At 66.2% G+C, this 24,218-nt stretch carries 18 protein-coding genes and 2 pseudogenes; 8 read left to right on the top strand and 12 right to left on the bottom strand.

Features of this window, described 5'->3' with window-relative positions; all coding sequences use genetic code 11:
• Positions 1-121: 121 nt before the first annotated feature.
• A complete protein-coding gene (locus ASE67_RS03465; RefSeq protein ID WP_055756757.1) occupies positions 122-1,018 on the bottom strand; it encodes an AraC family transcriptional regulator in 897 nt (298 codons plus the stop codon).
• 149 nt (positions 1,019-1,167) lie between these two features.
• On the opposite strand from ASE67_RS03465, the gene ASE67_RS03460 reads away from it, so the two are divergent.
• Positions 1,168-1,893, top strand: a complete 726-nt coding sequence (locus ASE67_RS03460; protein WP_055756755.1) for an SDR family oxidoreductase — start codon at positions 1,168-1,170, stop codon at positions 1,891-1,893.
• Positions 1,894-1,980: 87 nt separating this feature from the next.
• On the opposite strand, the gene ASE67_RS03455 is transcribed toward ASE67_RS03460, so the two are convergent.
• Together ASE67_RS03455 and ASE67_RS03450 are read right to left on the bottom strand one after the other, a co-directional pair.
• Positions 1,981-2,823 carry an SUMF1/EgtB/PvdO family nonheme iron enzyme gene (locus tag ASE67_RS03455; RefSeq protein ID WP_055756753.1) on the bottom strand — a complete coding sequence of 281 codons (843 nt, stop codon included), beginning with the start codon at positions 2,821-2,823 and terminating at the stop codon, positions 1,981-1,983.
• Entirely contained in the window at positions 2,820-4,625 is a 1,806-nt protein-coding gene (locus ASE67_RS03450) for an arylsulfatase (RefSeq protein WP_055756751.1), read from the bottom strand. Before ASE67_RS03450 ends, ASE67_RS03455 begins: the two co-directional genes overlap by 4 nt.
• 178 nt (positions 4,626-4,803) lie before the next feature.
• Between ASE67_RS03450 and ASE67_RS03445 the strand changes: the two genes are divergently transcribed.
• Positions 4,804-7,188, top strand: a complete 2,385-nt coding sequence (locus ASE67_RS03445) for a TonB-dependent receptor (RefSeq protein WP_055756970.1) — start codon at positions 4,804-4,806, stop codon at positions 7,186-7,188.
• Between the two features lie 81 nt (positions 7,189-7,269).
• Here the strand turns inward: ASE67_RS03445 and ASE67_RS17645 are convergent.
• From ASE67_RS17645 to ASE67_RS03430, 4 genes and pseudogenes are all read right to left on the bottom strand, one after another.
• Positions 7,270-7,545, bottom strand: a pseudogene (locus ASE67_RS17645) (helix-turn-helix domain-containing protein); the annotation flags it as partial.
• Positions 7,546-7,623: 78 nt separating this feature from the next.
• Entirely contained in the window at positions 7,624-8,517 is an 894-nt protein-coding gene (locus ASE67_RS03440) for a polysaccharide deacetylase family protein (RefSeq protein WP_055756749.1), read from the bottom strand.
• 2 nt (positions 8,518-8,519) lie between these two features.
• Positions 8,520-8,912 carry a hydroxyisourate hydrolase gene (gene uraH, locus ASE67_RS03435; protein ID WP_055756968.1) on the bottom strand — a complete coding sequence of 131 codons (393 nt, stop codon included), beginning with the start codon at positions 8,910-8,912 and terminating at the stop codon, positions 8,520-8,522.
• 2 nt (positions 8,913-8,914) lie between these two features.
• The gene (locus tag ASE67_RS03430) at positions 8,915-10,138 is read right to left on the bottom strand and encodes an amidohydrolase family protein (protein ID WP_235511771.1); all 1,224 of its coding nucleotides are present in this window, start codon (positions 10,136-10,138) and stop codon (positions 8,915-8,917) included.
• Positions 10,139-10,238: 100 nt separating this feature from the next.
• Between ASE67_RS03430 and ASE67_RS03425 the strand changes: the two genes are divergently transcribed.
• Entirely contained in the window at positions 10,239-11,072 is an 834-nt protein-coding gene (locus tag ASE67_RS03425; RefSeq protein ID WP_055756745.1) for a LysR family transcriptional regulator, read from the top strand.
• A 72-nt stretch (positions 11,073-11,144) separates the two neighbouring features.
• On the opposite strand, the gene ASE67_RS03420 is transcribed toward ASE67_RS03425, so the two are convergent.
• Together ASE67_RS03420 and ASE67_RS03415 are read right to left on the bottom strand one after the other, a co-directional pair.
• Positions 11,145-12,683 carry a GMC family oxidoreductase gene (locus ASE67_RS03420; RefSeq protein ID WP_055756743.1) on the bottom strand — a complete coding sequence of 513 codons (1,539 nt, stop codon included), beginning with the start codon at positions 12,681-12,683 and terminating at the stop codon, positions 11,145-11,147.
• On the bottom strand, positions 12,680-14,032 hold the full coding sequence (locus tag ASE67_RS03415) for an alpha/beta fold hydrolase (RefSeq protein WP_200922148.1): 1,353 nt from the start codon (positions 14,030-14,032) through the stop codon (positions 12,680-12,682). Before ASE67_RS03415 ends, ASE67_RS03420 begins: the two co-directional genes overlap by 4 nt.
• Before the next feature lie 215 nt (positions 14,033-14,247).
• On the opposite strand from ASE67_RS03415, the gene ASE67_RS03410 reads away from it, so the two are divergent.
• Together ASE67_RS03410 and ASE67_RS17640 are read left to right on the top strand one after the other, a co-directional pair.
• Positions 14,248-15,750 (top strand): FAD-dependent oxidoreductase, encoded by a 1,503-nt coding sequence (locus tag ASE67_RS03410; RefSeq protein ID WP_055756741.1) that lies wholly within the window; start codon positions 14,248-14,250, stop codon positions 15,748-15,750.
• A gap of 3 nt (positions 15,751-15,753) precedes the next feature.
• A pseudogene (locus ASE67_RS17640) lies at positions 15,754-16,069 on the top strand (IS5 family transposase); the annotation flags it as partial.
• A gap of 55 nt (positions 16,070-16,124) precedes the next feature.
• On the opposite strand, the gene ASE67_RS03400 reads toward ASE67_RS17640, so the two are convergent.
• The 3 genes from ASE67_RS03400 to ASE67_RS03390 all read right to left on the bottom strand — a co-directional run bounded on the left by ASE67_RS03400 (position 16,125) and on the right by ASE67_RS03390 (position 19,047).
• Positions 16,125-16,898, bottom strand: a complete 774-nt coding sequence (locus tag ASE67_RS03400) for an alpha/beta hydrolase (RefSeq protein ID WP_156348497.1) — start codon at positions 16,896-16,898, stop codon at positions 16,125-16,127.
• Positions 16,899-17,019: 121 nt separating this feature from the next.
• Complete coding sequence (locus ASE67_RS03395; protein ID WP_235511769.1) at positions 17,020-17,982, bottom strand: hypothetical protein; 963 nt, start codon at positions 17,980-17,982, stop codon at positions 17,020-17,022.
• Between the two features lie 72 nt (positions 17,983-18,054).
• The gene (locus tag ASE67_RS03390; RefSeq protein WP_055756962.1) at positions 18,055-19,047 is read right to left on the bottom strand and encodes a LacI family DNA-binding transcriptional regulator; all 993 of its coding nucleotides are present in this window, start codon (positions 19,045-19,047) and stop codon (positions 18,055-18,057) included.
• Positions 19,048-19,195: 148 nt separating this feature from the next.
• Between ASE67_RS03390 and ASE67_RS03385 the strand changes: the two genes are divergently transcribed.
• The 3 genes from ASE67_RS03385 to ASE67_RS03375 all read left to right on the top strand — a co-directional run bounded on the left by ASE67_RS03385 (position 19,196) and on the right by ASE67_RS03375 (position 24,079).
• On the top strand, positions 19,196-20,290 hold the full coding sequence (locus tag ASE67_RS03385) for a cytochrome P450 (protein ID WP_235511768.1): 1,095 nt from the start codon (positions 19,196-19,198) through the stop codon (positions 20,288-20,290).
• The gene (locus ASE67_RS03380) at positions 20,287-21,312 is read left to right on the top strand and encodes a hypothetical protein (protein ID WP_055756735.1); all 1,026 of its coding nucleotides are present in this window, start codon (positions 20,287-20,289) and stop codon (positions 21,310-21,312) included. The genes ASE67_RS03385 and ASE67_RS03380 overlap by 4 nt, the downstream gene beginning before the upstream one ends.
• Positions 21,313-21,376: 64 nt before the next feature.
• On the top strand, positions 21,377-24,079 hold the full coding sequence (locus ASE67_RS03375; protein ID WP_162236329.1) for a TonB-dependent receptor plug domain-containing protein: 2,703 nt from the start codon (positions 21,377-21,379) through the stop codon (positions 24,077-24,079).
• Positions 24,080-24,218 lie beyond the last annotated feature (139 nt).

The following is a 24,218-nucleotide window of genomic DNA, read 5'->3' as shown; positions in this document are numbered from 1 at the left end:
GAAAACCGAGCAGGGAGAGGTGCGCGAGACCGCGACAGTCGGCCGGCGTGTACGCACGACTTCCGGATTGGGGGTGCTTGCCGCAGCCAACACCGCGCCTAGTTGCCAAGACCATCCGTTCTCAGAGCGGCATCGCCGCCACGGGTACGGCGTGCAGACGTTCGATGTCGGTGCGAGGCGGCGCGCCAAACAGTCGTTTATATTCGCGGCTGAACTGCGACGGGCTTTCGTAGCCGACGGCGAAGCCCGCCGTGCTCGCCGTGATGCCCCCCACCAGCATCAGCCGTCTCGCTTCCTGCAGGCGCAGTTGCTTCTGGTATTCGAGTGGCGTCATGCGGGTGATCGCCTTGAAATGGGCGTGAGGCGACGAGGGGCTCATGCCGGCTTCGGCCGCGACGTCATCGATGCGGATCGGCCCGTCGAACGACCGCCGGATCGCGGCGATTGCCCGGCTGACCTGATGAAGATTACTGCCAGCGGTCGCCACGCGGCGCAGCATGGTCCCGTGGGGGCCTGTGAGCAGACGGTAGAGGATTTCGCGCTCGATCAGCGGTGCCAGCGCGCGGATCGTCTCGGGCCGGTCGAGCAATCCGACCAGCCGGCATGCCGCGTCGATCAGGTCGGGATCGGTTGGGTAGACGCCAAGCACGGGCAGGTCGACGCCCGGTACTGCCTCGCGCTCGCTGATCATGAGATCGGCCAGCATGGCGGGATCGAGATCGATCTTGCAACAGAGATAGGGCCGCTCGGGGCTGGCGTCGATCACGTGGCCGACGAGTGGCAGGTCGACGGAGACGAGGAGGTAATGGGCGGCGTCATAGACGACGCTGTGCTCGCCGATCGAGACCCGCTTCGACCCTTGGGCGATCAGGCAAAGCGAGGCTTCGTAGACAGCAGGGGTGGGGCCGCTGGGCGCGTCCGAACGGATCAGCGAGAGGTGCGGCATCGTCGTCGTGCAAATGCCGTTGCCTGCAACGTGCCGATCGATCCCGGCGGCCAGTTCATTGATCCGATCCATGCCGGCCTTTTTCCCCCAGCAGAGCAACACGGGCAAGTGCCGAACCCTCAACCCTGGAGGATCGTGCAAGCCATTCGGACGATCAATCTACCGTCCGGCGGGGGCTTCGCACCATCTGTCTGTCATCACTGCAACGAAAGGACTGCATCATGGCAGGAAGCATCGACAAGGTTATCCTGATCACCGGCGCATCGAGCGGGATTGGAGAGGCGACGGCACGCGAACTGGCCAAGGCCGGCGGCCAGCTGTACCTCGGCGCGCGTCGCGGAGAGCGCCTGAAGGCACTGGCGGAGGAATTGGGCGAGCGCGTTGGCTGGCGTGAACTCGACGTGACCGACGCCACCGACTTCGACGCCTTCGTCGCAGCCGCCGAAGCGCGGTTCGGGCGCGTCGACGTGCTGGTCAACAACGCCGGCGTGATGCCGCTGTCGCCACTGGCCGCGCTCAAACGCGACGAATGGAAGCGGATGGTCGACGTCAACATCCACGGCGTCCTCAACGGTATCGCCGCCGTGCTGCCCCGGTTTGTGGCGCAGCACAGCGGGCATGTCGTCAATGTCGCCTCGGTCGCGGCGCACATGATGATGCCGACCGCTGCCGTCTATTGCGCCACCAAACATGCCGTACGCGCCATCACCGAGGGGTTGCGGCAGGAGCATGACGAGATCCGATCGACGCTGATCTCGCCGGGCGTCGTCGCCACCGAGCTGGGGCACGACATTACCGACCCCGCCGTCGCAACCGCGCTGACGGGCTGGCGGAAGAAGGCGCTAACGCCGGACGCGATCGCGCGGGCGATCCGCTATGCGCTGGAGCAGCCCGAGGGTGTCGACATCAACGAGGTCATCGTTCGCCCGACCGCCGCGGATATGTGACTGTACGGGCGTGCCGGTAATGTAGACGGCACGCCCACGCCCACGCCCACGCCCACGCCCACGCCGTCGGCCTGTCGAGGCCGTAGATCACCGCACGCGATAAGCGACGCGGAACCCGATGTGCGAGGTGGGGAAGTCCTGCTCCTGCGCCTGGAACGCGGCGGGGCGGAAGTTCGCGCAGTAATTGGTCGCACACAGGAAACTGCCGCCCTTGACCAGTCCGACCGAACCGTCGCCGGACACCCATTCCCACACATTGCCGACCATATCGTAGAGGCCGAAGCCATTGGCCGGGAAGCGCGCGACCGGGGCTATCCCGGCATAGCCGTCTGCGCCGGTATCGGCGATCGGGAAGATTCCTTCCCAGACATTGGCGCGGGCCTTGCCGTGGTCGAATGCCCATGTGGTCGGGTCGCGCGGGGTCGTCTGTCCCCCTCGTGCGGCGCGCTCCCATTGCTCGGTGGTCGGCAGGACGCCGCCGGCCCAGGTGGCATAGGCAGCGGCGTCGGCGCGGTCGACATGGACGACGGGATCTTGCCAATGCCGGTCCAGGGCGCTGCCCGGTCCCTGCGGATGGCGCCAGTCCGCCCCCTTCACGAACCGCCACCAGCGGGCGGCGTTGTCGAGCGGGACCGGCTCGGTCGGCGCGACGAACACCGCCGAGCCACTTTCACGTTCGGCGCGCGTGCGATAACCGGTGGCGGCGACGAAGGCGGCGAACTGGCGGTTGGTGACTTCATGCGCGTCGATGCGAAACGCAGCTACCGGGGTCGAAACGCCCGGTCGTCCCGCACCGTCCTCGCCCAGCAGCACGATGCCCGCAGGAATGGCGACACAGCGATCGGTCGCGTCGCATCGCGCGGCGGGTGCGTGCGCTCCCATCGATGCCAGCCCCGCTGTCGCCAGCAACAGCGTCGTCGCCCGCCTCACGGCTTGGCGATCCCGGCGGCAGGAACCTCGGCGACGGGTAGCGGCACCACGCCCTTCTCCTTGGCATAGGCGGTATATGCCGCGACCAGTTCGGCGAGGTGGGCGGGTTCGGCCGCCGCCAGATCGCGCGTCTCGCCCGGATCGCGCGCGACGTCGAACAGCTGCCAGCGCCCGGTGCTGACCCCCTTGCGGGTGTAGCGATTGGTGCCGGCGGCGAGGTACACGACCTTCCAGTCGCCCTTGCGCAGGGCCCGGCGATAGAAAAGTTCGTAGCCGACCGGTTCATCCGCCGTCCGCACCGCCGGCGCGGCAGCGGTCAGGACCGGGCGCAGGCTATGCCCCTGCTGCGGCAGGATCGCCCGTCCGGCAAAGGTCGCCGGCTGCTTCAGCCCGGCATAGTCGAGCAGCGTCGGCGCGATGTCGCGCACGTCGAGATTGGCGCTGGCGATCCGCCCGCCGCCGGCAACGCCCTTGCCCGCGGCAAAGGCGCTGACGCGGATGCCGCCTTCGGTGGGATAGCCCTTTACCAGCCAGGATGGGGTCGAGTTCGCCTGCGCCCAGCCCGGACCATAGCCGACATAGCTGGTCGCCGCGCCGATATTGGCGAGGCGGTTGTCGATGCCGAGCGACGGGTCGACCGGTGTCGGCGCGTCGGGATTGGCGGGCGGTGCCTTCGGATCGGCGATCTTGAAGCGGGGCGAGGGCGCTTCGATGACATTCCCTTCGGGGCCATTGTCCGACAGGAACAGGATAACGGTGTTGTCATAGCGGCCCTGCGCCTTCAGCGTGGCGATCACGCGCCCGACATTCTGGTCGAGCCGATCGACCATCGCCGCATAGACCTCCATCTTTCGCGCTTCGATCGCACGCTCTTCGGCTGTCAGCGACGCCCAGGGGCGGACCTGTTCGGTCGGGTGGGCGATGGCGTCAGCGGGGACAAGGCCGAGTTGCTTTTGACGCGCCAGTCGTGCGTCGCGCAACGCCTCGTAGCCGGCGTCATAGCGGCCCTTGTATTTCGCGATCGTCTCTGCCGGGGCCTGTAGCGGCCAATGCGGTGCGGTGAAGGGAAGATAGGCGAAGAACGGCCGGTCGTCACCGGCACGCTTGGCCTGGTCGAGATAGCCGATCAGCCGGTCGGCCAGGTAATCGGTCGAATAGCGCCCCGCCGGAAGCGACGCGGGCTTGCCGTCGTCGCGGTAGCTGGGAGCGAGGCCGGCATTCTGCCACGCAGCATTCTGATCCGCGCCGAAATGGTTCGACAGGCCCTGCAAGAGCGCGAAGCTGTGTTCGAAGCCGCGTGCCGCCGGCTCACGATCGGGGGTCAGGCCGAGATGCCATTTGCCCGCCATCAGCGTCGTATAGCCGCCCGCGCGCAGCAGCTCGGCGATCGAGGCGACCCGGTCGTTGAGATAGCCTTCATAGCCCGGCTGACCGCGCGTTGCGTCGCTGAGCAGCTCGGCCATGGTGCCCAGGCCCGCCTGATGATTGTCAACGCCGCTCATCAGCATCGAGCGGGTCGGCGAGCAGGTCGGCGCGGTGTGAAAGCCGGTGAAGCGCACCCCCGACAGCGCGAGCGCGTCGAGGTTCGGGGTGGCGATCTCCCCGCCAAACGCACCCAGATCCGACCAGCCGAGATCGTCGGCGACGATCACGAGGAAGTTGGGCGCATCCTTGGCGGCGACGGCGCGTGCCGCCGGTGCTGGCGCTGGCGCTGGCGCCGGAGGTGTTTCCGGTGCGGCGACAGCGGGTAGCGCGACGAGCAGCGCGGGCAGGGCAGCGGCGATCAGGGACTTGGCCGGCATGGGGTCTCCGAAGAAGGCGAAGGGGTCACGCACGGGCATAACGCCCCGGCGGGCAGCAACAATAAAGATAATCTACCAATCAAGTAGGATTTAGTGCGTTCGTTTCGTTGGCGTCCCTATCCTAGCCATGCGCCGCCCGGCGAACGCGCCGCCATCATTCGTGACCGAGGGACCATCGATGCCGATTTCGCCAGCCCGTGCCTGCCGCTTGCTCCTGTTGGCCGGGGTGGCCCTGTCCGCTACGCCGGCGATGGCCGATCCGGTGCCGTCGGCCGACGAAACTGTCACCGATGCGCCAAAAGATGCGGCGGGTGGCGAGGATATCGTCGTCACCGCGCGCCGCCGTGCCGAGCGCAGCCAGGACGTGCCGATCGCGATCAACGCATTCGGTGCGGCGCAGATCGAATCGACCCGCACCTACAACCTGCGCGACCTGCAACAACTGACCCCCAGTCTGGTCGTCACCAACACCAATCCGCGCAACACCAGCATCAACATCCGCGGCCTGGGAAACAACGTCGCAGTGTATAATGACGGCTTGGAGCCTGCGGTCGGCGTCTATGTCGACGGCGTGTATCTGGCACGGCCCGGCCAGAGCGTGTTCGACCTTGCGGACCTCGAGCGGATCGAGGTGCTGCGCGGCCCGCAGGGAACGCTGTTCGGAAAAAATACGTCGGCCGGTGCGGTGGTGGTGACGACCAAGGCGCCGACCTTCGATGTCGAGGGCGGCGGCGATGTGTCGCTTGGCAATTTCGGGTTTCGTCAGCTTCACGCTTATGTGTCCGGGCCGATCACCGACAGCCTTGCCGCGCGACTGTTCGTGTCCAAGACCGACCGCGACGGCTTTACCCGCAACCGCTTCGACGGGCGCTTCGGACAGAATTTCCACGACCTGAATGTCCGGGGGCAATTGCTCTACAAGCCGACCGACACGCTGACGCTCCGGGTGATCGGCGACTGGGGGCGGCAGCGTTCGTTTACCGCCGGGACGATCCTGCTCGGTGCGATCCGTGCTTATGACAACGGCACCAATTTCGCGAACAACTATTACGACCGCGCCGCACGGCTCGGCTACACGCCGGTCCCGGCCGATCCCGCATTCCGCCTGACCGATGTCGACGCCAATCCGCGCTATGCGATGAACCAGCACGGTATCAACGTCACTGCCGACCTCGATCTGGGCGCGGCGACGCTGACCTCGGTCAGTGCCTATCGGGCGTGGAACTGGTATCCGCATAATGACGGCGACAGCACCAGCATCGATGCCGGTGCCGATTTCCACCAGAGCAACGAACAGCGACAGGTCAGCCAGGAACTGCGCATCGCGTCGAATGGCGACCGCCCGGTCGATTATGTCGCGGGCGTCTATTATCTCTATCAATCGATCCGCGCGGAGGCGGTAAATCGCTATGGCAGCCGTGCCGCCGACTGGTTCCTGCCGCCGACGACCAATGCCGCAGTCGGGGCCGCCGCGCTCAACGATTACAACGTGGTCAGCCATTCGCGCCCCGTCACCGACAGCTATGCCGCCTTTGCCCAGACGACATGGCATGTCGTGCCGGGCGTCGATCTGACGACGGGGTTGCGCTATACCTATGAAACCAAGCGCGGCTATTTCGATCAGGTCGCGACCGGACGGTCGTTGGCCGGGCTGACGGCGGCGCAGCAGGCGGCGGCGCAGACGATCCGGTCGCGCTATGGCATCGCCAACCGCTATGATGCGGCGACCGAGGCGGGTCGGCTGTCGGGGCAGGCGACGCTATCGTGGAAGGTGGCGGCCCCGGTGCTCGGCTATGTCACTTATGCGCGGGGCAACAAGTTCGGCGGTCTGAACCTCGCCAATATCACCACCACCGGGCAGTTCGCCGCCAACCCGGTGATCGCGCCCGAGACGATCGACAGCTATGAGGCGGGGGTGAAGACAACGTGGTTCGGGGGGCGCCTGACCGCCAATGCCGCCGCCTTCTGGACCGATGTGAAGGATTACCAGACGACGATCATCGACATCGAACGCAATGGGGTCAGCTTCTTCACCAACGCGGCCAAGGTCCGCACCCGCGGGTTCGAAGGCGATCTCCGGGCGACGCCGACGCGGTGGCTGACGCTGTACGGATCGGGCACCTATGACGACGCGCGCTATATCTCCTACGCCAATGCGCCGTGCCCGATCGAGGTCACCGGCCGGACGCTGTGCGACCTGTCGGGACAGCGCCTGCCCGGCGTATCGAAATGGGCCGCATCGGCGGGCGGCGAACTCCGTGCGCAGATCGCCAACATGGCCGGTCGTTCGGGCGAGGTCTATTTCGGCAGCGATTACAGCTATCGATCGAGCACCAACACTACCGCCAGCCTGAGCCGCTATTCGGTCATCCCGGCCTATGGCCTGTTGAACCTGCGGCTCGGCTTTCGCACGGACGACGGGTTGTTCGACGTGCAGCTCTGGGGCCGCAACGTGACCGACGAGACGTATTTCCTGTCGCGCGCAGCGGCCAATACCGGCGCGATCACGGGCACCCTGGGAGACCCAAGGACCTATGGCATCACCCTGCGTACGCGTTTGTGAGATCGCCGGGACTTGGCCGCGCCTGAACAGACAACAATGGGTTGGTCGCAGCCATTCTTTCTTTCGCGCGATACGCCCGGCTTCGATCCGGTTGGCAGCCCCCAGCTTCGCCGCCGCTTCGGAAGGATAGTTGCGCACGGTGCCCGGCGACAGCGACAGGCGCAGCCCGATCTCCCGGTTCGGCAGCCCCTCCTCCGCCAGACGCAGGGCATCGCGTTCACAGGCGGTGAGCGGGTCCGGGCCGGCCTCCCATGCTTCGGCGGCAAGGTCGGCAGCGATGACCCGGCCGTCGTAGACAATCCGCACGCCTGCCGTCGTGGGGTCGAGTGAAATGTCGACGCGGCAGGTATTTGTCATCACGGCATCGTATATCGACGCGTGCCGGCGATCGGGGTCGGGCAAAACTGGCTTGGCCGTTCAGGTCCGACGGGAACGCTAATCCGGCAACTCCGGTGCATTTTCCGTGACATGCCGCGCGATGGCGCCCGCCGTCGTCCACCAGATGCGGGAGTCATCGGCTTCGCGCAGCCGGGTCAGCACCCGATCGAGATGCAGTGCGCGGTGGGGCTGGCCCATGATATAGGGGTGCAGCGCGATACCCAGCGCCAGCGGGCGGCGCTCGCATTCGCTTAGCAGCTGTTCGACACTGTCCGCGATCATGTCGGCAAAGGTCGATGCCTCCTGATGACGGGCGATGATCGAGGGGATGTCGTTGACCTCCTGCGAATAGGGCACCGACCAGATCCCCTTGCCGCTGCGCGTGCGCAACCGTGTCGGCTGATCGTCATGCGCCCAGTCGAGGACATAGTCGAACCCGGCCTCCTCCAGCAGATCGGGGGTGCGATGGCTTTCGGAAATCCACGGCCCCAGCCACCCGCGCGGACGCACGCCGATTGCGGCAAACTCCTCCAGCGTCCGCACGATCAGGTCGTGTTCCTCCTGCTCGCTCTGCTCGCCCTCGGCCTGCGCGTTGGTCCGGCCATGGGCGGCAATCTCGTCACCACGGTCGCGACAGGCTTCGGCAAGGCCCGGACATTGTTCGATGACCGCGCTGTTCAACAACGCGGTCGTCTGGAGTTCGAGGCGATCGAACATCTCCATGAAGCGCCATGCGCCGACCCGGTTGCCATAGTCGCGCCACGCGAAGTTCATGACGTCGGGGTCGGTCTTGGCCGGCGCCAGTTCGGCGCCCAGGCCGTCGCCGAAGGCAAAGACCTCGTGGTTGACGCCGAGATAGAGGGCAAGCCGCCGCCCCTCCGGCCAGCTATAGTCCGGACGTCCGACGATCGGGCTGTAGGTATAGCGACCATGGTGGGGCAGGGCAGCCATGTTCAATTTCCTCGATAGGTCGAATAGCCATAGGGACTGACGACCACGGGAACGTGATAATGGCCGTCGCGGTCGGTAACGCGGAACGTCAGCGTGATTTCCGGAAAGAATGGCGATGCCGCGGCATCGGGGTAGCGCGACATGTCGAACCGTAGCTGGTAATTGCCCGGCCCGAACGCCTTCGCTTCGCCGAATGTGCGGACGCGCCCGTTGGCATCGGTGGTGGCGGTGCCCACCTGCTGCCACCCGCCGTTGCCGTCGCGCTTGAACAGAATGACCGGGATGCCCGTGCCGCCAACCCCGCGGGCGAGGTCGAGGACATGGGTCGAAATGTCCGCCGCCGCAGCGGGCGTCGCCAATACTGCGCCCAGCAGGGCGAGCGCGATCGTCTTCATCATCAAGATCCTTGTCGGATGGTGGAGTGGGGAAAGCGGGTGTCGAGCCGCGACAGGGCAGGGGTGACCATCACGCCACGCTGGACGAGGCGGCGGTTCGCGGGCGGTGCAGCGACCGCCGCCGCAGCATTGTCGGCATCGACGATCACGAACGTCGCTTCGTCGCCGATAGCCAAGCCGTGCCGTTCCCGTCCGATGACCGTCGCGGCGTCTGTCGTGGCGAGGTCCAGCGCAACCGCGAGATCGGCATCGGTGAAAAATCCGGATCGGTATCCGATCATCGATGCCCGGCCGAGCATGTCGGCATCGCCATACGGCCACCACGCATCCCGGATATTGTCGTTGCCAGCGAACACCCAGACGCCCGCCCAGCGTAGCAGCTTGATCGGTGGGAAGGCGCGATCGCCCGGCGCGTTGGTCATGATCGCCACGCCCGTCTCCGCCAGCAGATCGGCGGTGCGCGACGCATCATCGCGCGAAACATCGCCAAGGGCATAGGCATGGCTGACCGCGACCTTGCCCTGCAGACCGGCGGCACGCGTGCGCCCCGCGATCCGCCGCAATTGTTCGATGCCCTGTCGGCCGGGCTCGTGGAGGTGGATGTCGACCTTTGCGCCGCGCCGTTCGGCGATGCCGAATACGATGTCGAGATGCGCATCGGCGTCGCCATCGAAGGTGGAAGGGTCGAGCCCGCCGACGACGCCGGCACCTTCGCGGACGGCGGCGTCGAGCAGATCGGCGGTACCCGGCGACGCCAGGATACCGGCCTGTGGAAAAGCGACGATCTCGACATCGACCCGTCCGCGCCATGCCTCGCACGCCGTCTGTACCGCATGAAGGTTGGCCAGACCGAGCGTCGCGTCGATATCGACATGGCTGCGCATCGCGACCGTCCCATGGGCGTGCGCCTGCGCCAGCAGCGCGTTCGCCCGTGTCGTGACGGGCAGCGCCTGTGCCAGCAGCCGCTTTTCGATCTTCAGCCGATCGGCAAGGGTATCGGCCGGCTGGTGCGGATGCCAGCGATCACCGACGAAGCTCTTGTCGAGATGGATATGCCCGTCGACGAAGGCCGGCAGGACCAGCAGCCCGTCAGGGTCGATCACTTCGGCGTCCTCGCCGACAGCCGATGGGTTCACGAACCGGCCATCCCGCACCGCGAGGTCGATCCGCCGACCATCCGGCATATGGGCATTGCGGAATACGCAAGGTTTCGTCGTTTCGGTCAAGGCGGCAATCCTCCAGTCGATCGAACGACGACATGGAAACGCACAGCTGCATTTACGAATGATATGTTGTGATAATGATTATTCGCTATCAGAATGGTGCATGCTCGATCCCAGATTGCTGCGCACGTTCGTCACGGTCGTCGATTGCGGCAGCTTCACCCTTGCCGCCGATCGGCTGCATTCCACCCAGTCGACGGTCAGCCAGCATCTTGCACGCCTCGAAGCGGCGGTGGGGCACGGCCTGATCGATCGATCCGCCCGCCCGGTCGCGCCAACTCCCGCAGGCGAACGAATGCTGGGCCACGCACGACGGATGCTGGTGCTACAGGCTGAGGCGCAAGCGTTGCTGGCCGACCCGTCGGGAACGAGCGCGCTGCGGATCGGCGTGCCCGACGATATCGTCACCCCCGCATTCGGCCGGCTCCTCGCGCAATTCGCCAGGCGCTATCGCGAAATGCGCCTCGATGTGACGACCGGTCTCAGCCGGGATTTGAAACGGCGGTTTCGGGGAGGGGAGCTCGATCTGGTAGTGGTCAAGGAAGCGGTGACCGATGGCGATGCGCGGGCGACGTTTCCCGAGCCCCTAGCCTGGGTGGAGGCGAACGACAGTGCCGCGTGGCAGGACCCGCTGCCGCTCGTCACCTTTCCCCCCGGCGGCCTCTACCGTGACCTGATGATCGACCGGATCGAACGGGAAGGGCGCCGCTGGTACATCGCCTTTACCGGCAACAGCCTTGGCAGCGTCCTGTCCGCGATCGAGGCGGGGCTGGGCGTGTCGGTCCTGCCGGTCGGCACGATCGGGCATCATGCCGTCCGCACCAGCGACCTGTTTTCCGCCGAAGCGCCTTTATCGCTGGCGGTCTATGCCTGGGAAACCGGCGGGCCGACCGGCGACCTGCTGCAATCGCTCATTGCCGGTGTGGCGGACAGGTAGCGCGTTTGGGGACCATGCGTTCTCCGGTCGGTATCGTCATCACCCTTGCCCATTACGCCTGACAAAATCCCGTTACCGCCCTGCGGAAAGGAAACGATCCGCCGTGCGTAGCGACAACGCCATGATCGTCAGCGCCGGATTGGCGGCGAGCGCGCTCGGGAAGACCGAATTGTCGCAGATCAGGAGGTTGGGAATGTCGAAGCTGCGCCCGTCGGCGTCGACTACCGCTTCGTCCCCATTCGTCCCCATGCGAGCCGTGCCGATGGTATGCGCCGACCGACCGACCGCAAAGATGTCGCTTGCGCCCACCGCTTCCCAGATTGTGGTCATCGTACGGCGGGCATGTCGGTCGATCGCGCGCTCGTTGCGCTGATAGCTGAAATCGATCCGCGCCTTGCGCTGGCCGAACGCATCGGTCTCGTCCGACAGGATCAGGCGGTTGTCGGGGTGCGGCAGGCAGTCGCCGTTGATCCCGATCCCCGCCATCCGGTTATAGTTGTGCAGCAGCGCCGTCAGCCGTTCGCCCCACAGCCCGGCCCCCCGCACCAGGCCGCTTGCAAGATTTACCGGCAGGACGCCCAGACTCTGGATCAGATAGCCGCCAACGAAATCGGCATCATCCGGCCGCATCAGGTCTTCGGTGATGAGCGACGACGGGTAGCCACGGTTCATCCGCATTTCGGCATCGAAACTGCCCCAGACCTGTGTCGCGACATGCGCCATGAAGTTGCGACCGACCTGCCCGCTTGAATTAGCGATGCCGAGGTTGAGCAGCAGGCGCGGCGTCTCCACGCCGCCGGCGCACAGGAAGACCGCACGGCAGCGCTGGCGGTGGTCCGTACCTTGTTGGCGATAAACGACACCACTGATCCGCCCGGCGGGGTCGAATTCAAACGACAGCACCCGCGCCTCGGCCCGCACCTCAGCGCCGTGTGCTATCGCGTGGGGCAGGTAGGTGGTATCCATGCTGGTCTTGGCGGCGTTGCGACACCCCTGGTGGCAGGTACCGCAATTGACGCATGCCTGCCGCTGCCCCCAGTCGGGCTGATCGCGGTCGCGCGATACCAGCGCGGCGGGTGCATCGGTCGCGGTGATGCCGACCGCCGCACACCCCCGCGCCATCGCATCGGCCGATGCGTTGCGCGGTACGGGCGGATAGGCATAGCGGCGGCCGTCATCCCATGGATAACGCGCCGGCCCCGATACACCGGTAAAATCCTCCACCTGTTCGATATAGCCGGTCAGTTCGGCATGATCGATCGGCCAGTCCGCGCCCGTCCCCGTCAACGACCGGAGCTGAAGGTCGCGTGAATCAGGCCGGGGGCAGAATGCGCCCCAGTGCAACGTCGATCCGCCGACGCCCATGCCCGAATTGTTCGAACCGAACGCGGTCGGGTCCGCGCCGCCGCTCAGCCGTTCCTCCATCCAATAGATGTCGGCTGCCAGTTCGTCGGCGACATGCTCATGCGGTCGAAAGGCGCGGCCCGCCTCCAGCGCGACGACCGACAGTCCGGCCTTCGCAAGCCGCGACAGGAGCGGCGCGCCACCGGCACCGGTGCCGATGACCACGGCATCCACGATTTCGCTGGTGGCAAAGGGGGCGCGGCTCATGCGGTCGTCTCCGTGGCCTGCTGCCATTGTTCGATGTCATCGGCGGCGGTACGGGTATAGCCCTGCTTGCGCGGACCATCGCCGCCCACCGCAAAGCCGTCATAGCCGATCGCGGCCATCGCGGCGGGGGTTGCCATCCACTGGCGTACGATCTCTGCCCGAACATCGGCGAACCACAGCGACATCTGCGTGGGTGACAGATAATCGGGATCATCGGCAATGCCCGCCTCTCCCCCGTCGATCCGCTGCAGCCAGTCGCGCTGCACATCGCCTGGCAATCCTGCGAAACCGCTGGCGATCCGGTCGAGCGTCGCCAGGCCGCGTGCCCAGGCCACCGGGTCGGCTGGCAGCTCGGCAAAGCGCCAGCCATCGCCTGACCCATGCACCGCCACGCCGACCCGCCGCGCCAGATCGCGATCGGCGCCGCGATCGGGCAAGACTTGCGCGATCAGCGCGGCGACCAGCAGCAGTTCGCTGTCCGACCAGCACGCCGCGTCGCGAGTCACCGGGCGGGTTCGCGCGAGCATTGCGGCGCGCGTCCGACGGCTGACCCGACCCGACCCGAGCAGCCGGACGAACCCCGCCGGCAGAACGGCGTCCGCAATGGCGGCGCTATGCCCTGCAATCGCCTTTGCCAGCGCTTCGGGCTGTTCATAGGGGATCAGGTGCGCCGCGCCGTCGATCTTCGTGACCGTGCCGTGCGGGTAATGCGGCAGGTTCAGCGCCCGCTGCGCCGCCTCGCCCAGATCGCCATCCTCGGCGCCGGCGAGGATCAGCGCGGGGATCGCGACCGTGCCGACGCGCGACGACCAATCCTCGCGGCTGCCACGCTCCAGCCAGCCCAGCCATGCCTCGCGGCTCGACCGCTCGACATCGGCGATCGCCTGTTCGCGCAATGGATCGGGCAGCGGGGCGGCGCAATTGGCATCGACAAAGGTTTCGGCATCGCCGCGCGCAACCTGACCATCGGCGACCCAGCCAACCATCTGCGCCCGGCGGTCGTCCTCGATTGGTTCGGGCGCGGGCGGCGATGCTGCGACCAGCACCACGCCGACGATACCGGCAAGCCCTTCCTCACCCGCCGCCGCCCTTGCGGCGACCAGCGTGGCGATCTTCCCGCCCATGCTGTGCCCCACCAGGATACAGGCGGTCAGGCCATGCGCGCGGATCGCATCCGCCAGGGTGTCGGCCATCGCTCCGACATCGGCATAGCCGCAATCGGCGCGGTCGCCGAACCCGCCAAGGTCGAGCGCGAGGGACGGATGGTCGGGCAGATGCCGGCGCACCATATCCCATTCCCGGCCGCTTGCGCCCAATGCGTGCAGAAATACCAAGGTCGGTTGCGTCATGTGGCCTCATCCAGCGGAGTCTCCTGCTGGACGACGCAGCGCCGTTCGCGTTCCCAACCATCTGCAGCGACTGAAAATTAATTCGGATCAACATCGTAGGGCAGATTGGTTCCCGCCGTTCTCGCCACTTCATGGGCGGAACCGCCGGCCGTCACGAACGCTTCGCTTCGGTCGTGCCCGTGCTTGGCAGGCGTCTGAATGAAGAGGATCGGCCCATGGCCAAGCGTGACCTGACCGCCGGGATCGATGCATCCGAATTGGCGGAGGGTGCCGTCATTGCGGGGGCATTGGACGGCAGGGATGTCGTCGTCGTCCGTCATGGCGGGCGCATCTGCGCATTGTCGGGGACCTGCACCCACCTCAAGGCGCCGCTGGCGGACGGGATCGTCGTTGACGGCACGATCCGCTGTCCATGGCATCATGCATCCTTCGACGTGACGACCGGCGAGGCGGTTGGCGCGCCGGCATTCGCCCCGCTCGACCGGTTCGAGGTGATCGAAGCCGATGGCCGCATCCGGATCGACGGTCCTGCGTCGAAGGTCGAGACCGCGTCGGATCGTGCGACGCCCGATCTCGGTCGGATCGTCATTGTCGGTGGCGGCGGTGCAGGACATGCCTGTGCCGAAATGCTGGCGCGCCACGGCGCAGGCGGGTGCGTCACGCTGATCGAGCAGGAAGACGAAGCACCCTATGACCGGACCTTCTGTTCCAAACAATATCTGGCGGGCAAGGCTGAGCGCAACGACAGCGCGTTGCCGCCGCTGCCGGGGGTAACCCTGCGCCGTGGCGAACGTGTGTCGGCGATCGACCGCACGGCAAAGGCGCTCCGCATGGGCGATGGGGCAACGCTTGGCTACGACACGTTGATCCTTGCCACCGGTGCCGAGGCGATGAAGCCTGATTTTTACGGCGCCGACCGGGCCGACGCCCATGTCGTGCGGACGCTGGACGATGCCGACCGGCTGATCGCCGGTGCTGCCCAAGCCGAGCAAGCGATCGTGGTCGGATCGAGCTATATCGGAATGGAAGTCGCCGCGTCGCTGATCGCGCGCGGGGTGAAGGTGGCTGTCGTATCCGACACCGCACTGCCGATCGAGCATACCGCCGGGCCAGAGGTCGGCGCGATGGTCCGCGATCTGCACCAGTCGAAGGGGGTGATCTTCCACGCCGAACGCCGAGTTGTCCGATGGGACGGCACCGCAGCGACGCTCGACGACGGCACCAGGCTGCCCGGCGACCTGATCGTGGCCGGTATCGGTGCCGAACCCCGCCTCGACCTCGCACGGGCCGCCGGGCTGACACTCGCCGACAAGGACGCAGGCGGCGGCGTCAGGGTGGACGGCACGCTGCGGACCTCCGATCCTGCGATCCATGCGATCGGCGATATCGCCAGCGTTCCCGACCCGCGCCTCGGCCATCCGATCCGTGTCGAGCATTGGGTCGTTGCGCAGCGGATGGGGCAATGGCTGGCGCGCCATCTGCTGGGACAGGCGCGGGGCGACTATTCCGACGTGCCGTTCTTCTGGTCGGGGCATTACGACCTGAGCCTGCGCTATGTCGGCCATGTCGCAACGACGGACGACCGGGTAGTCGATGGGGACGTCGATGCGCAGGATGTCGCGGTCCATTTCCGCGAGGATGGCCGCGAGCAGGCGTTGCTGACTGCCGGGCGCGACCGACTGTCCCTCAAACAGGAAGCCGCGTGGGAGCGGGGGTAGCGGCTGCGGCCATTCTTTCCCACGAGCCATGGCAAGCCGAGAGTGGATGACCGGCGGGTGTGTTCACGCGGATGCTGGAAGGATCGGCTGTAGCTGGCGCGGAGCCGCGGCTGGTCATGATCGACACAACCTACTTGAACGCGCACCGCACGGCATCCAGCCTGCAGGTTGAAAAGGGGTATCCGGCTGCCTGATCGGCCGTGCCAAGGGCGGCATGAACTGCAAGCTGCATGTCGTCGCCGATGAGAACGGCCGCCCCTTGCGCTTCTTCATGACCGCCGGCGAGCTTAGTGACTACACCGGCGCGGCCACGCTGCTGGCAGATGATCGCTGCCCAGCCGTCATCTTCTGGCTTTGATCAACGAGTCCTGACCCTAATCGAGCTTTTGTTCCCGCAACCAGTCGAAGAAGCGGTCAAGCCATAGTCCGTTGCGCAGCTTGCCGGGGGGCACGTCGAAGATATGGAGCTCGACCGGTCGTCGCGCGGTGCGCCAAAGGGTGGTCAGGGCTTGAAGTCCGTCGGTAACCGGGCCGTGTCCTGTCTCCGTCACCAGGAACAGGGGCGGGGCATTGGCGGGAACCGCCACATCCTGCAGCGCGGGGCCGAAGATTGAGGCAATGAAGCGCGGGCGGGCCTGTGGGTCGGCAGCAAGCAGCGTTCCGATCGCCACTCCGCCGCCGGCCGACGTCCCCATCAGGCCGATCCGGGATGGATCGACCCGCCATTGACGGCGCTGACTACGGATCAGGTCGAAGGCGCGGCGCGTATCGGCGACCGCAAAACGCAACACCGCCTGAAGGTCCGGATCGTTCGGGGATGGATTGGCGTTCGCGTTCCGAATAGCGAGCGGCGGATATTCCGGCCAGCGTGCCGGTTCCGCGGCCGGATTGGTCGGCGGTTGCGGCGCGTTCCGGGTTTGCAGCACGCGGTATTTCAGGATGAATGCGGCCATGCCGGTATCGTTCAGCCGCTTGACCACCTCCAGCAACTTCTGGTCGATGCCGAGCACGCGCAACCCTCCGCCGGGCAGGAGGATGACCGCATCACCGGTCGCCTTGGCCGCATCGGGCAGATAGACCAGCAACTCCGGGTCGCGGACGTTCGATACGATCGTCCCGTCCGCGCTCGTCGCGGCGCGTTCGGGCAATTGCCAGCGTTCCGAACCGGGCGCAGGACCGTCGTACAGCCGCTGGACGATTGGAGCGACCTGCGCCTGCGCGCTGGCCGCGACGACCAGGGCGATGCAGGACAGTGCGGGGGCGAGCAGCTTAACCAAGGCGCTTGCGCTCGATCTTGACGTCGCCTTCGCGGCACAAATCGCAGGCCGGCCCCGTGAACATCGCTGCTGCGCGCTGATCCCCTTTCAATTGCCAGTCGAGCCATGCGACGGTGATGCGTGCGCCCCTGCCGCCATTGGGCTGCATGAACGTGCCGCCATGGCCGACCGGCAGGTCGACCAGCACGGCCGGTACCGTATCGAGGCGGGCAAAGTCGTCGGTGCCGTTGGGGTAGGCGACGTCCTGTGGTCCGCCCATGACGTACAGCACCGGACCGTGCAGCGCCTTCAACAGGCTCTTGTCGACTTCCATGCCCGCGATCGGTTGCGCGCCATTGGCGAAAATCCCGCTATTGTGGACGATCACCGTCCGCACGCGCGGGTCGCCGCCGACCTGCAGCGCCTGCAACCCGCCACAGCTATGCCCCGATACCGCCACCCGCTGGGTATCGATCCGGCCATACAGCGCGCTTCGTTTGTCGGCATTCGCCTTGATCGCCATATCCAGCCCGGCCGTCACGTCGCGTGCGAGCGTTTTCACAGGCGGGATGACCTTTCCCGGCGGCGGAGCAACCGGTGGTTCGGGCCGATACACCGTTCCGGGGCCGCTGCGAATGGTTCCGGCCGCGACCACGATATAGCCGTGTGATGCGATTTCGGACAGGAACAACCGGGCCGAGGCTCCGTCGTTCGAACAGCCACCATTGCCCCATAGCAGTACCGGAAGCTTGCGCTTTCCCAACGCCTTCAGATTGGCGGGACGATAGACGGTATGGCCGAGAAATGCCGGATCTTCCAGCTTCATCGCGGGATAGGCGCCGGTGCCGCGGGTATCGGGCACCTTGTTGAACGCATCGGCGGTCTCGGCGGGAGACGCTGGCGCGCCGGCGGGCGGCGTCTGTGCTGCCGCGGGCAACGCCACGATCGCGATCACGGCCGAAAGAAGCTTCTTCATGGCTATTCCTCTCCAGGGACGGGAAGGGATTGCCAGCGTTCAGACGGCTCTGCAAGCGTTTTCATTGATCGATCAGGCGCTCTCGCGGGCGATAATCCTGAATCCGACCGGCAACCGGGCGGGAACGGGCTCGCCGGCGGCCAGCCGTTGCAGCACGCGGATCGTCTCCCGCGCGATTTCGTGCCCGTCGATGTCGATCGACGTGATCGTCGGGCGCATGTCGCCAGCCAGGCGAAGGTCGCCAAACCCCATGACCGCCAGCGAGTCGGGCACGCGAATGCCCGCCGCATGTGCCTCAATGATCAGCCCCTGCGCGATCCAGTCCGATCCGCAGATCGCGACGTCGGGTTGTGGATCGAGCCCAACCAGACCGCGAAAGGCGACGCGCCCCTGACCGAAATGGCTGGGGCTGGAAACCGGCTGCAATTTCGGTTCCTCGCCGCCCAGGTCGCGCCAGGCGGATCGAAAACCCTCCGCGCGCTCAATCGCGCGCGACGACTGTGGAACGACGAGATACGGGCGGCGATATCCCCGGTCGCGAATGAATTGCGCCGTCGCTTGCCCGACCGCGAAATGGGAAAAGCCGATCGCAATCTGGATCGGATCGTCGGGCAGCGCCCAGGTTTCGATGACAGTGGTCGGATGATTTCGTAGCCGCTGGCGGATCGCGGCGTCGGTCACCACGCCGGTCAGCAGGATCGCATCGACCCGGCGGGACAGGGCGGCGTCGATCTGGCGGTCGAGCATCTCGTTGGCCGATCCGGTCAGCGAGATCATGACGCTGTTACCGTCGTTCGAAAGCTCCTCAATCATCGCTTCCACCGTGTCGTTGAAGATCGACTGGGCGATGTCGGGAACCAGCACGGCGATGATGCGCGACCGACTCGATGCCAAAGACCCGGCATTGCGGTTCGGAACGTAACCGACCTCCGCCACCGCCGCCCGAATCCTGATTGCCGTTTCATCGGCGACGACGGAGGGATTGTTGAAAAATCGGGAGATTGTTGCCGGAGAAACACCAGCAATCTTCGCGACTTCTCCGATTTTTGGCAGCTTACTCTGCATGGCAGGGTCGGTCATGCATGAAATTATGTCTTGCAAGCGTTTTCATAAACATTAGCATAGCAGCATGTCCCATGATTTCGATCCCCTTGCGCCAGAAACGTTCGATAGCCCACATGAGGATTATCGGCGGTTGCGCGCAACATGCCCCGTGGCACACAGCGATGCGTGGGGCGGCTTCTGGGCGCTGATGAAGCACGCCGATGTCGCGGCGGTGGCGGCGGACTGGCAGACCTATCTCACGTCGCAGCAGAATGTCGTGCCGAAGGTCGCCTTTACCGGCCGCCGTCCGCCGCTGCACCTCGATCCACCCGAACACACGCCCTACCGCCGCGCGCTCGCCCCGCTTCTGTCGGATCGCCGGGTCGCCGCACTCGAGCCGGTGATGCGTCGCATCTGCCGCGATCTGCTGGCGGCCATGGTCGCGCGCGGTGGCGGCGACGTCTGCGCCGACTTTTCGTCGCACATGCCCGTCGCGGTGTTCGGCCATTGGATGAACCTGTCCGAACTTGCAGTCGATCAGCTCGCACAGGTCGGGCAGCGGTATAATATCGCGGTACAATCCAACGATATCGAACAGACGCGGATCGCCAGCGCCGCGCTGTACGAGGTTGCGCAGAATGTCGTCGCTGCGCGCCGGGCCAGTCCGCTGGCGGTCGAGACCGACGCCACCAGCGCGTTGCTGGCGGTTCGCGTCGATGGCGCGCCGCTGCCCGACGAGCTGATTGTCGGCACTATTCGCCAAGTTCTCGTCGTCGGCCTGATCGCGCCCAGCGTCGTGATCGGCGCAATGGCGGTACATCTGGCCCGTGACCCTGCGTTGCAGACGAAGCTGCGCGATGACCGCACGCTGCTGCCGGCGGCGGTCGATGAATTCCTTCGGCTCTATACGCCCTATCGCGGGTTCGCGCGGACGGCCGAGCGCGACGTATGCATCCGCGGGCGGACCATCCCGGCGGGCGAGCCGATCGCGCTCGTCTATGCTTCGGCCAATCGTGACGAAGACGTCTTCGAGGATCCCGACAGCTTCCGGCTCGACCGGCCCAACATGACGGCGTCGCTGGCCTTCGGTCGCGGCCCGCATATGTGCGTCGGCGCGGGGCTGGGTCGTCTCGAGCTGATCGTCGCGCTTGACGAACTGCTGTCGGCCGCGCCGGGCTTCGTGCTGGCCGGCGAGCCGATGCCGACCCGCTTCCCGGAAATCGGGGCGCTGAGCGCGCCGATCCGGTTCGAGCAGGCGGCATGACCGCGCCGCGCCGCAGGATCCCGATCGAGGGCTATATCCTGCTGTATTTTCTCGCCTATCTCCCCAACATCCTGGTGACGGCCGTGCTGACGCGGGTGCCGCATCCCGGACTGGGGCGCCCGCTTACCGGGCTGGAGACGCTGCCGGCGACGCTGATCCTGAACCTCGCCCTGACCTATGCCTTTATCTGGGTGTCGGGCTGGCACCGCGACGCGCACGGCGTTCGCATCCTGGGCCTCCGCGTGCCCGTGCCGACCCGGTTCACGCTGCTGTCGGGGGTAGGGACCGCGTGCATCATCTTCACGGTGCCGCTGTCCTACACGTTCGAGGGGGTCAGCATCCCCTTCATCCAGTTGCTGATGCGGGGCGACGTCCTGCTGATCGCGCCGATCATCGACCTGATGTTCGGGCGGCGGGTGCGCTGGTGGAGCTGGGCGGCGATCGGTATCGTCGGCATCGCACTGCTGACGACGCTCTACAGCCGGGGCGGGTTCGCCATGCCGCCGCTCGCGATCGTGACGGTCATTCTCTACACGCTCGGCTATTTCATTCGGCTGTCGGTGATGACGGCGGTCGGCAAGACCGGCGATCCGGCCGATGTCCGCCGCTATTTCGTCGAGGAAAAGATCTTCGCCCTGCCGATGTCGATCGTGATCCTCGCCGGGCTTTCGGCGGCAGGGCTGGGCGACCAGGCGAACGAACTGCGCTTCGGTTTCGTTGATATCTGGTTCGATGCGTCGCTGCCGTGGCTGATCTTCATCGCGGTCACGCTGACGATCGTATCGATCTTCTCGGTCATCATCCTGCTCGATCCCCGCGAAAACGCCTATTGCGTCCCGCTGGAACGGGCATCGAGCCTGGTCGCGGGCGTCGTCGCCGCGCTGATCCTCGCCGCCGGATGGGGGATGCGGGCGCCCAGCGGCGCGGAACTCGCGGGTGCCGGCCTGTTGATCGCCGCCATCGTGCTGCTGTCACTCGCCCCCCGGTGGCAAGCGCGACGCAGTGCGGCCCGGGCCACCTGACACCAACCGATCGTCAAATTGCCAGCGCGCGACAGACGCGCAGGCGCAACATGGGAGAATTGTCGTGATCCATCGGATGCCGAAACCTAAAGCCGTGCTTGCCGTTCGCGTGGCCGGCAGCGCGCTGTCGCTCGCCCTCGCTTTTCCGGCCATCGCGCAGGTGGCCGAACCGGTCGCCCCGAACGCGAGCGATACCCAGGCCGCCGAGGACGCGGCGCTGGAGGATATCGTCGTTACCGGATCGCGCATCCGTGGAACGGCACCGGTCGGGTCCAGCGTGGTCGCGCTTGGTCGCGACGAGATACAGGCGGCGGGCGCCACCACCACGGCGGACGTACTGCGCCAGGTGCCGCAGATCGCGGCGATCGGCATCAATGCCGAAGGGTCGTCGGGCGCGGCCGCACCGTCGAACATCAGCCGGGCCAGCGCCCCCAATCTCCGCGGCATCGGCCCGACGGCGACGTTGACCATCATCGATGGCCACCGCGTACCGACACAGGGAACGCAGGGTCAGCTGGTCGACCCGTCATTCATTCCGCCGCTGGCGCTGGAACGGGTCGAAGTCATCGCCGACGGTGCGTCCGCCATCTACGGCTCGGATGCCGTGGCCGGTGTCATCAACCTGATCCCGCGCAAGAATCTGGACGGGGCGGAGGTCAGCTTCCGTGTTGGCTCTGCCGATGGGTATTGGGACTATCAGACGGGCGGGGTGGTCGGCGGTGGCTGGGGCAGCGGCCATGCGATGTTCGCGGTGGACCGCATCTGGAACTCGGCGCTGCGCGGCAGCGACCGGGATTTCGTATCCAGCGACCGCCGCCGGTTCGGCGGCGCGAACGGCCTGACCACCAATTGCGGTGTGCCCGGAACGCTGACGATCGGCGGCACGGCATATCGCGTGCCCGCAGGCAGCGGCACCGGGCTGTCGCTCGGCAATCTGGCCGCAGGGCAAAACAGCTGCGACAGCGCCAAGCTGGCCTATCTGATCCCCGAAACCGAGCGGACCAGCCTGTTCGGCTATGCCGAGCAGGAAGTGGCCGACCGGATCAAGATCTTCTCGCAAGGCTTCTACAGCGCCCGCAATTCCGAACAGTTCGAAGCGCTTAGCCTCAATGCCGTCACGGTACCGACCGGCAACCCGTTCCGCCCGACCGGGGTGGCGGCGGGCACGCCGGTGCTGTTCTCCGGGCTGTTGCAGGCGTTTCCGTCCGGCCGCACCAGGATCGAAACCGAAACCTATCAGGGGATCGTGGGCGCGGAGGCGCGACTGGGCGGTTTCCGGCTACAGCTGTCAGGGTCCTATGGCCGGGGCCGCGACAATACCGATCGCACGCAGGTCAACAATTTCTTCCTGAACCAGTCGCTGCTCGACACCAATCCGGCGACCGCGCTCAACCTGTTCACCGGTGCTGCCGGCAACAATGCTGCGACGATTGCACTCGTGACCAGCGGCCGTTTCAACGTGACCGGGCAAAGCACGCTCAAGACGCTGGAAGGGACGGTTGACGGCGCGCTGTTCACGTTGCCCGGTGGCGCGGTTCGCATCGCGGTCGGCGGCGAATATCGCGACGAGCGTCTGGATGGCACCTTCATCAGCAGCAGCCCGGTCAATGGTCAGCCCGGCACATCGGGTTCCAGCAACAGCCGCAGCGTCAAGGCGGTCTATGGCGAACTGGTCGTCCCGGTGTTCGGCAGCGGCAATGCCGTGCCGGGATTTCACCGGCTTGATCTCACCGGGGCGCTGCGCTGGGAAGAATATAGCGACTTCGGCTCGACGACCAATCCCAAGTTCGGCGCCAACTGGAGCCCGATCGAAGGGCTGACGATCCGGGGCAACTATGGCACGTCGTTCCGCGCGCCCGGCCTGTCGGAAAACGATGCGCTGTCGAGCGGGGCGGGCATCTATCAGTTCCCCGCGCCCCTTGCCAACGGCACCTTCGTCTATGCCGCGCTGCTGGCTGGCGGCAATCCCAATTTGCGGCCCGAGACGGCAACCACCTGGAGCGCCGGGGTCGACGTTGCCCCGCGGGGCATACCGGGACTGAAGATCAGCAGCACCTATTTCAACATCGATTATACCAACCAGATCGTCGACGGCTTCGGTCGGCTGTTCCTCTACCTGAACAATCCGACGCGCTATGCCGGCTTTGTCGGGCTGGCCGGTACCCCCGCCTTCAACACCCTGCGACAGACCTTCGCGAACAGCGGTTTCAGCGCGTCGCCGGCGCTCAATTTCGCGGACCCCACGCTCGCGCTGATCGATGCTCGCCGGACCAACGTCGGGGTGGTGCAGGCCGAGGGGATCGATCTACAGGCAACCTGGTCGCTGGAGACCGCGAATGCCGGTACCTTCACCCTTGGGGCGAACGGCACCTATTTCCTGACCTACAAGACGGGGGAAACCGGTGGCGCCTTGCTTGAGAGCAAGAACCAGCTGGGCTTTCCCGTCGAATTCCAGATGCGCGGCAGCCTGGGCTGGCGCAGCGGCGGCGCAGCGGCCACCGTCAACTGGAACCATGTCGGCCCGTACCGCAATATCAACAGTTCGCTGGTCGGTCGGATCGGAGCCTACGACACCATCGACCTCGATATCGGCTACAGCTTTGACGGTGACCCGCACAGCTTCTCCCGCGACCTGCGACTGGGGGTCAACGTGCGTAACCTGTTCGATCGCGACCCGCCTTACGCCGACCTGACGAACGGGTACGATCCGACCTATTCCAGCGCGTTGGGACGGATTATCGCGATCAACCTGTCGAAGAAGTGGTGATACGCGTCGCCGGTGCGGTTCGAGGCAACCTCGCATCGCACCGGCCCCCGATTGCCCCCGCGTCAAAGCGAAAAGGGGGTCCTGTTTCTTTCCCGAGCATTACGGCCGGGGAGATGATGCTTGCCCTGGGAACGGTCGG

It is taken from the genome of Sphingomonas sp. Leaf23 (genome assembly GCF_001421585.1).
In the GTDB taxonomy this organism is placed as follows: Bacteria; Pseudomonadota; Alphaproteobacteria; order Sphingomonadales; family Sphingomonadaceae; genus Sphingomonas.
This window is presented reverse-complemented; position numbering and strand designations above follow the sequence as displayed.

Excerpts from the sequence above, each read along its gene's own strand:
- ASE67_RS03465 (WP_055756757.1), bottom strand. The coding sequence starts at position 1,018 with ATGGATCGGATCAATGAACTGGCCGCCGGGATCGATCGGCACGTTGCA.
- ASE67_RS03460 (WP_055756755.1), top strand. The coding sequence starts at position 1,168 with ATGGCAGGAAGCATCGACAAGGTTATCCTGATCACCGGCGCATCGAGC.
- ASE67_RS03450 (WP_055756751.1), bottom strand. The coding sequence starts at position 4,625 with ATGCCGGCCAAGTCCCTGATCGCCGCTGCCCTGCCCGCGCTGCTCGTC.
- ASE67_RS03445 (WP_055756970.1), top strand. The coding sequence starts at position 4,804 with ATGCCGATTTCGCCAGCCCGTGCCTGCCGCTTGCTCCTGTTGGCCGGG.
- ASE67_RS03440 (WP_055756749.1), bottom strand. The coding sequence starts at position 8,517 with ATGGCTGCCCTGCCCCACCATGGTCGCTATACCTACAGCCCGATCGTC.
- uraH (WP_055756968.1), bottom strand. The coding sequence starts at position 8,912 with ATGAAGACGATCGCGCTCGCCCTGCTGGGCGCAGTATTGGCGACGCCC.
- ASE67_RS03425 (WP_055756745.1), top strand. The coding sequence starts at position 10,239 with ATGCTCGATCCCAGATTGCTGCGCACGTTCGTCACGGTCGTCGATTGC.
- ASE67_RS03420 (WP_055756743.1), bottom strand. The coding sequence starts at position 12,683 with ATGAGCCGCGCCCCCTTTGCCACCAGCGAAATCGTGGATGCCGTGGTC.
- ASE67_RS03415 (WP_200922148.1), bottom strand. The coding sequence starts at position 14,032 with ATGACGCAACCGACCTTGGTATTTCTGCACGCATTGGGCGCAAGCGGC.
- ASE67_RS03410 (WP_055756741.1), top strand. The coding sequence starts at position 14,248 with ATGGCCAAGCGTGACCTGACCGCCGGGATCGATGCATCCGAATTGGCG.
- ASE67_RS03395 (WP_235511769.1), bottom strand. The coding sequence starts at position 17,982 with ATGAAGAAGCTTCTTTCGGCCGTGATCGCGATCGTGGCGTTGCCCGCG.
- ASE67_RS03390 (WP_055756962.1), bottom strand. The coding sequence starts at position 19,047 with ATGCAGAGTAAGCTGCCAAAAATCGGAGAAGTCGCGAAGATTGCTGGT.
- ASE67_RS03380 (WP_055756735.1), top strand. The coding sequence starts at position 20,287 with ATGACCGCGCCGCGCCGCAGGATCCCGATCGAGGGCTATATCCTGCTG.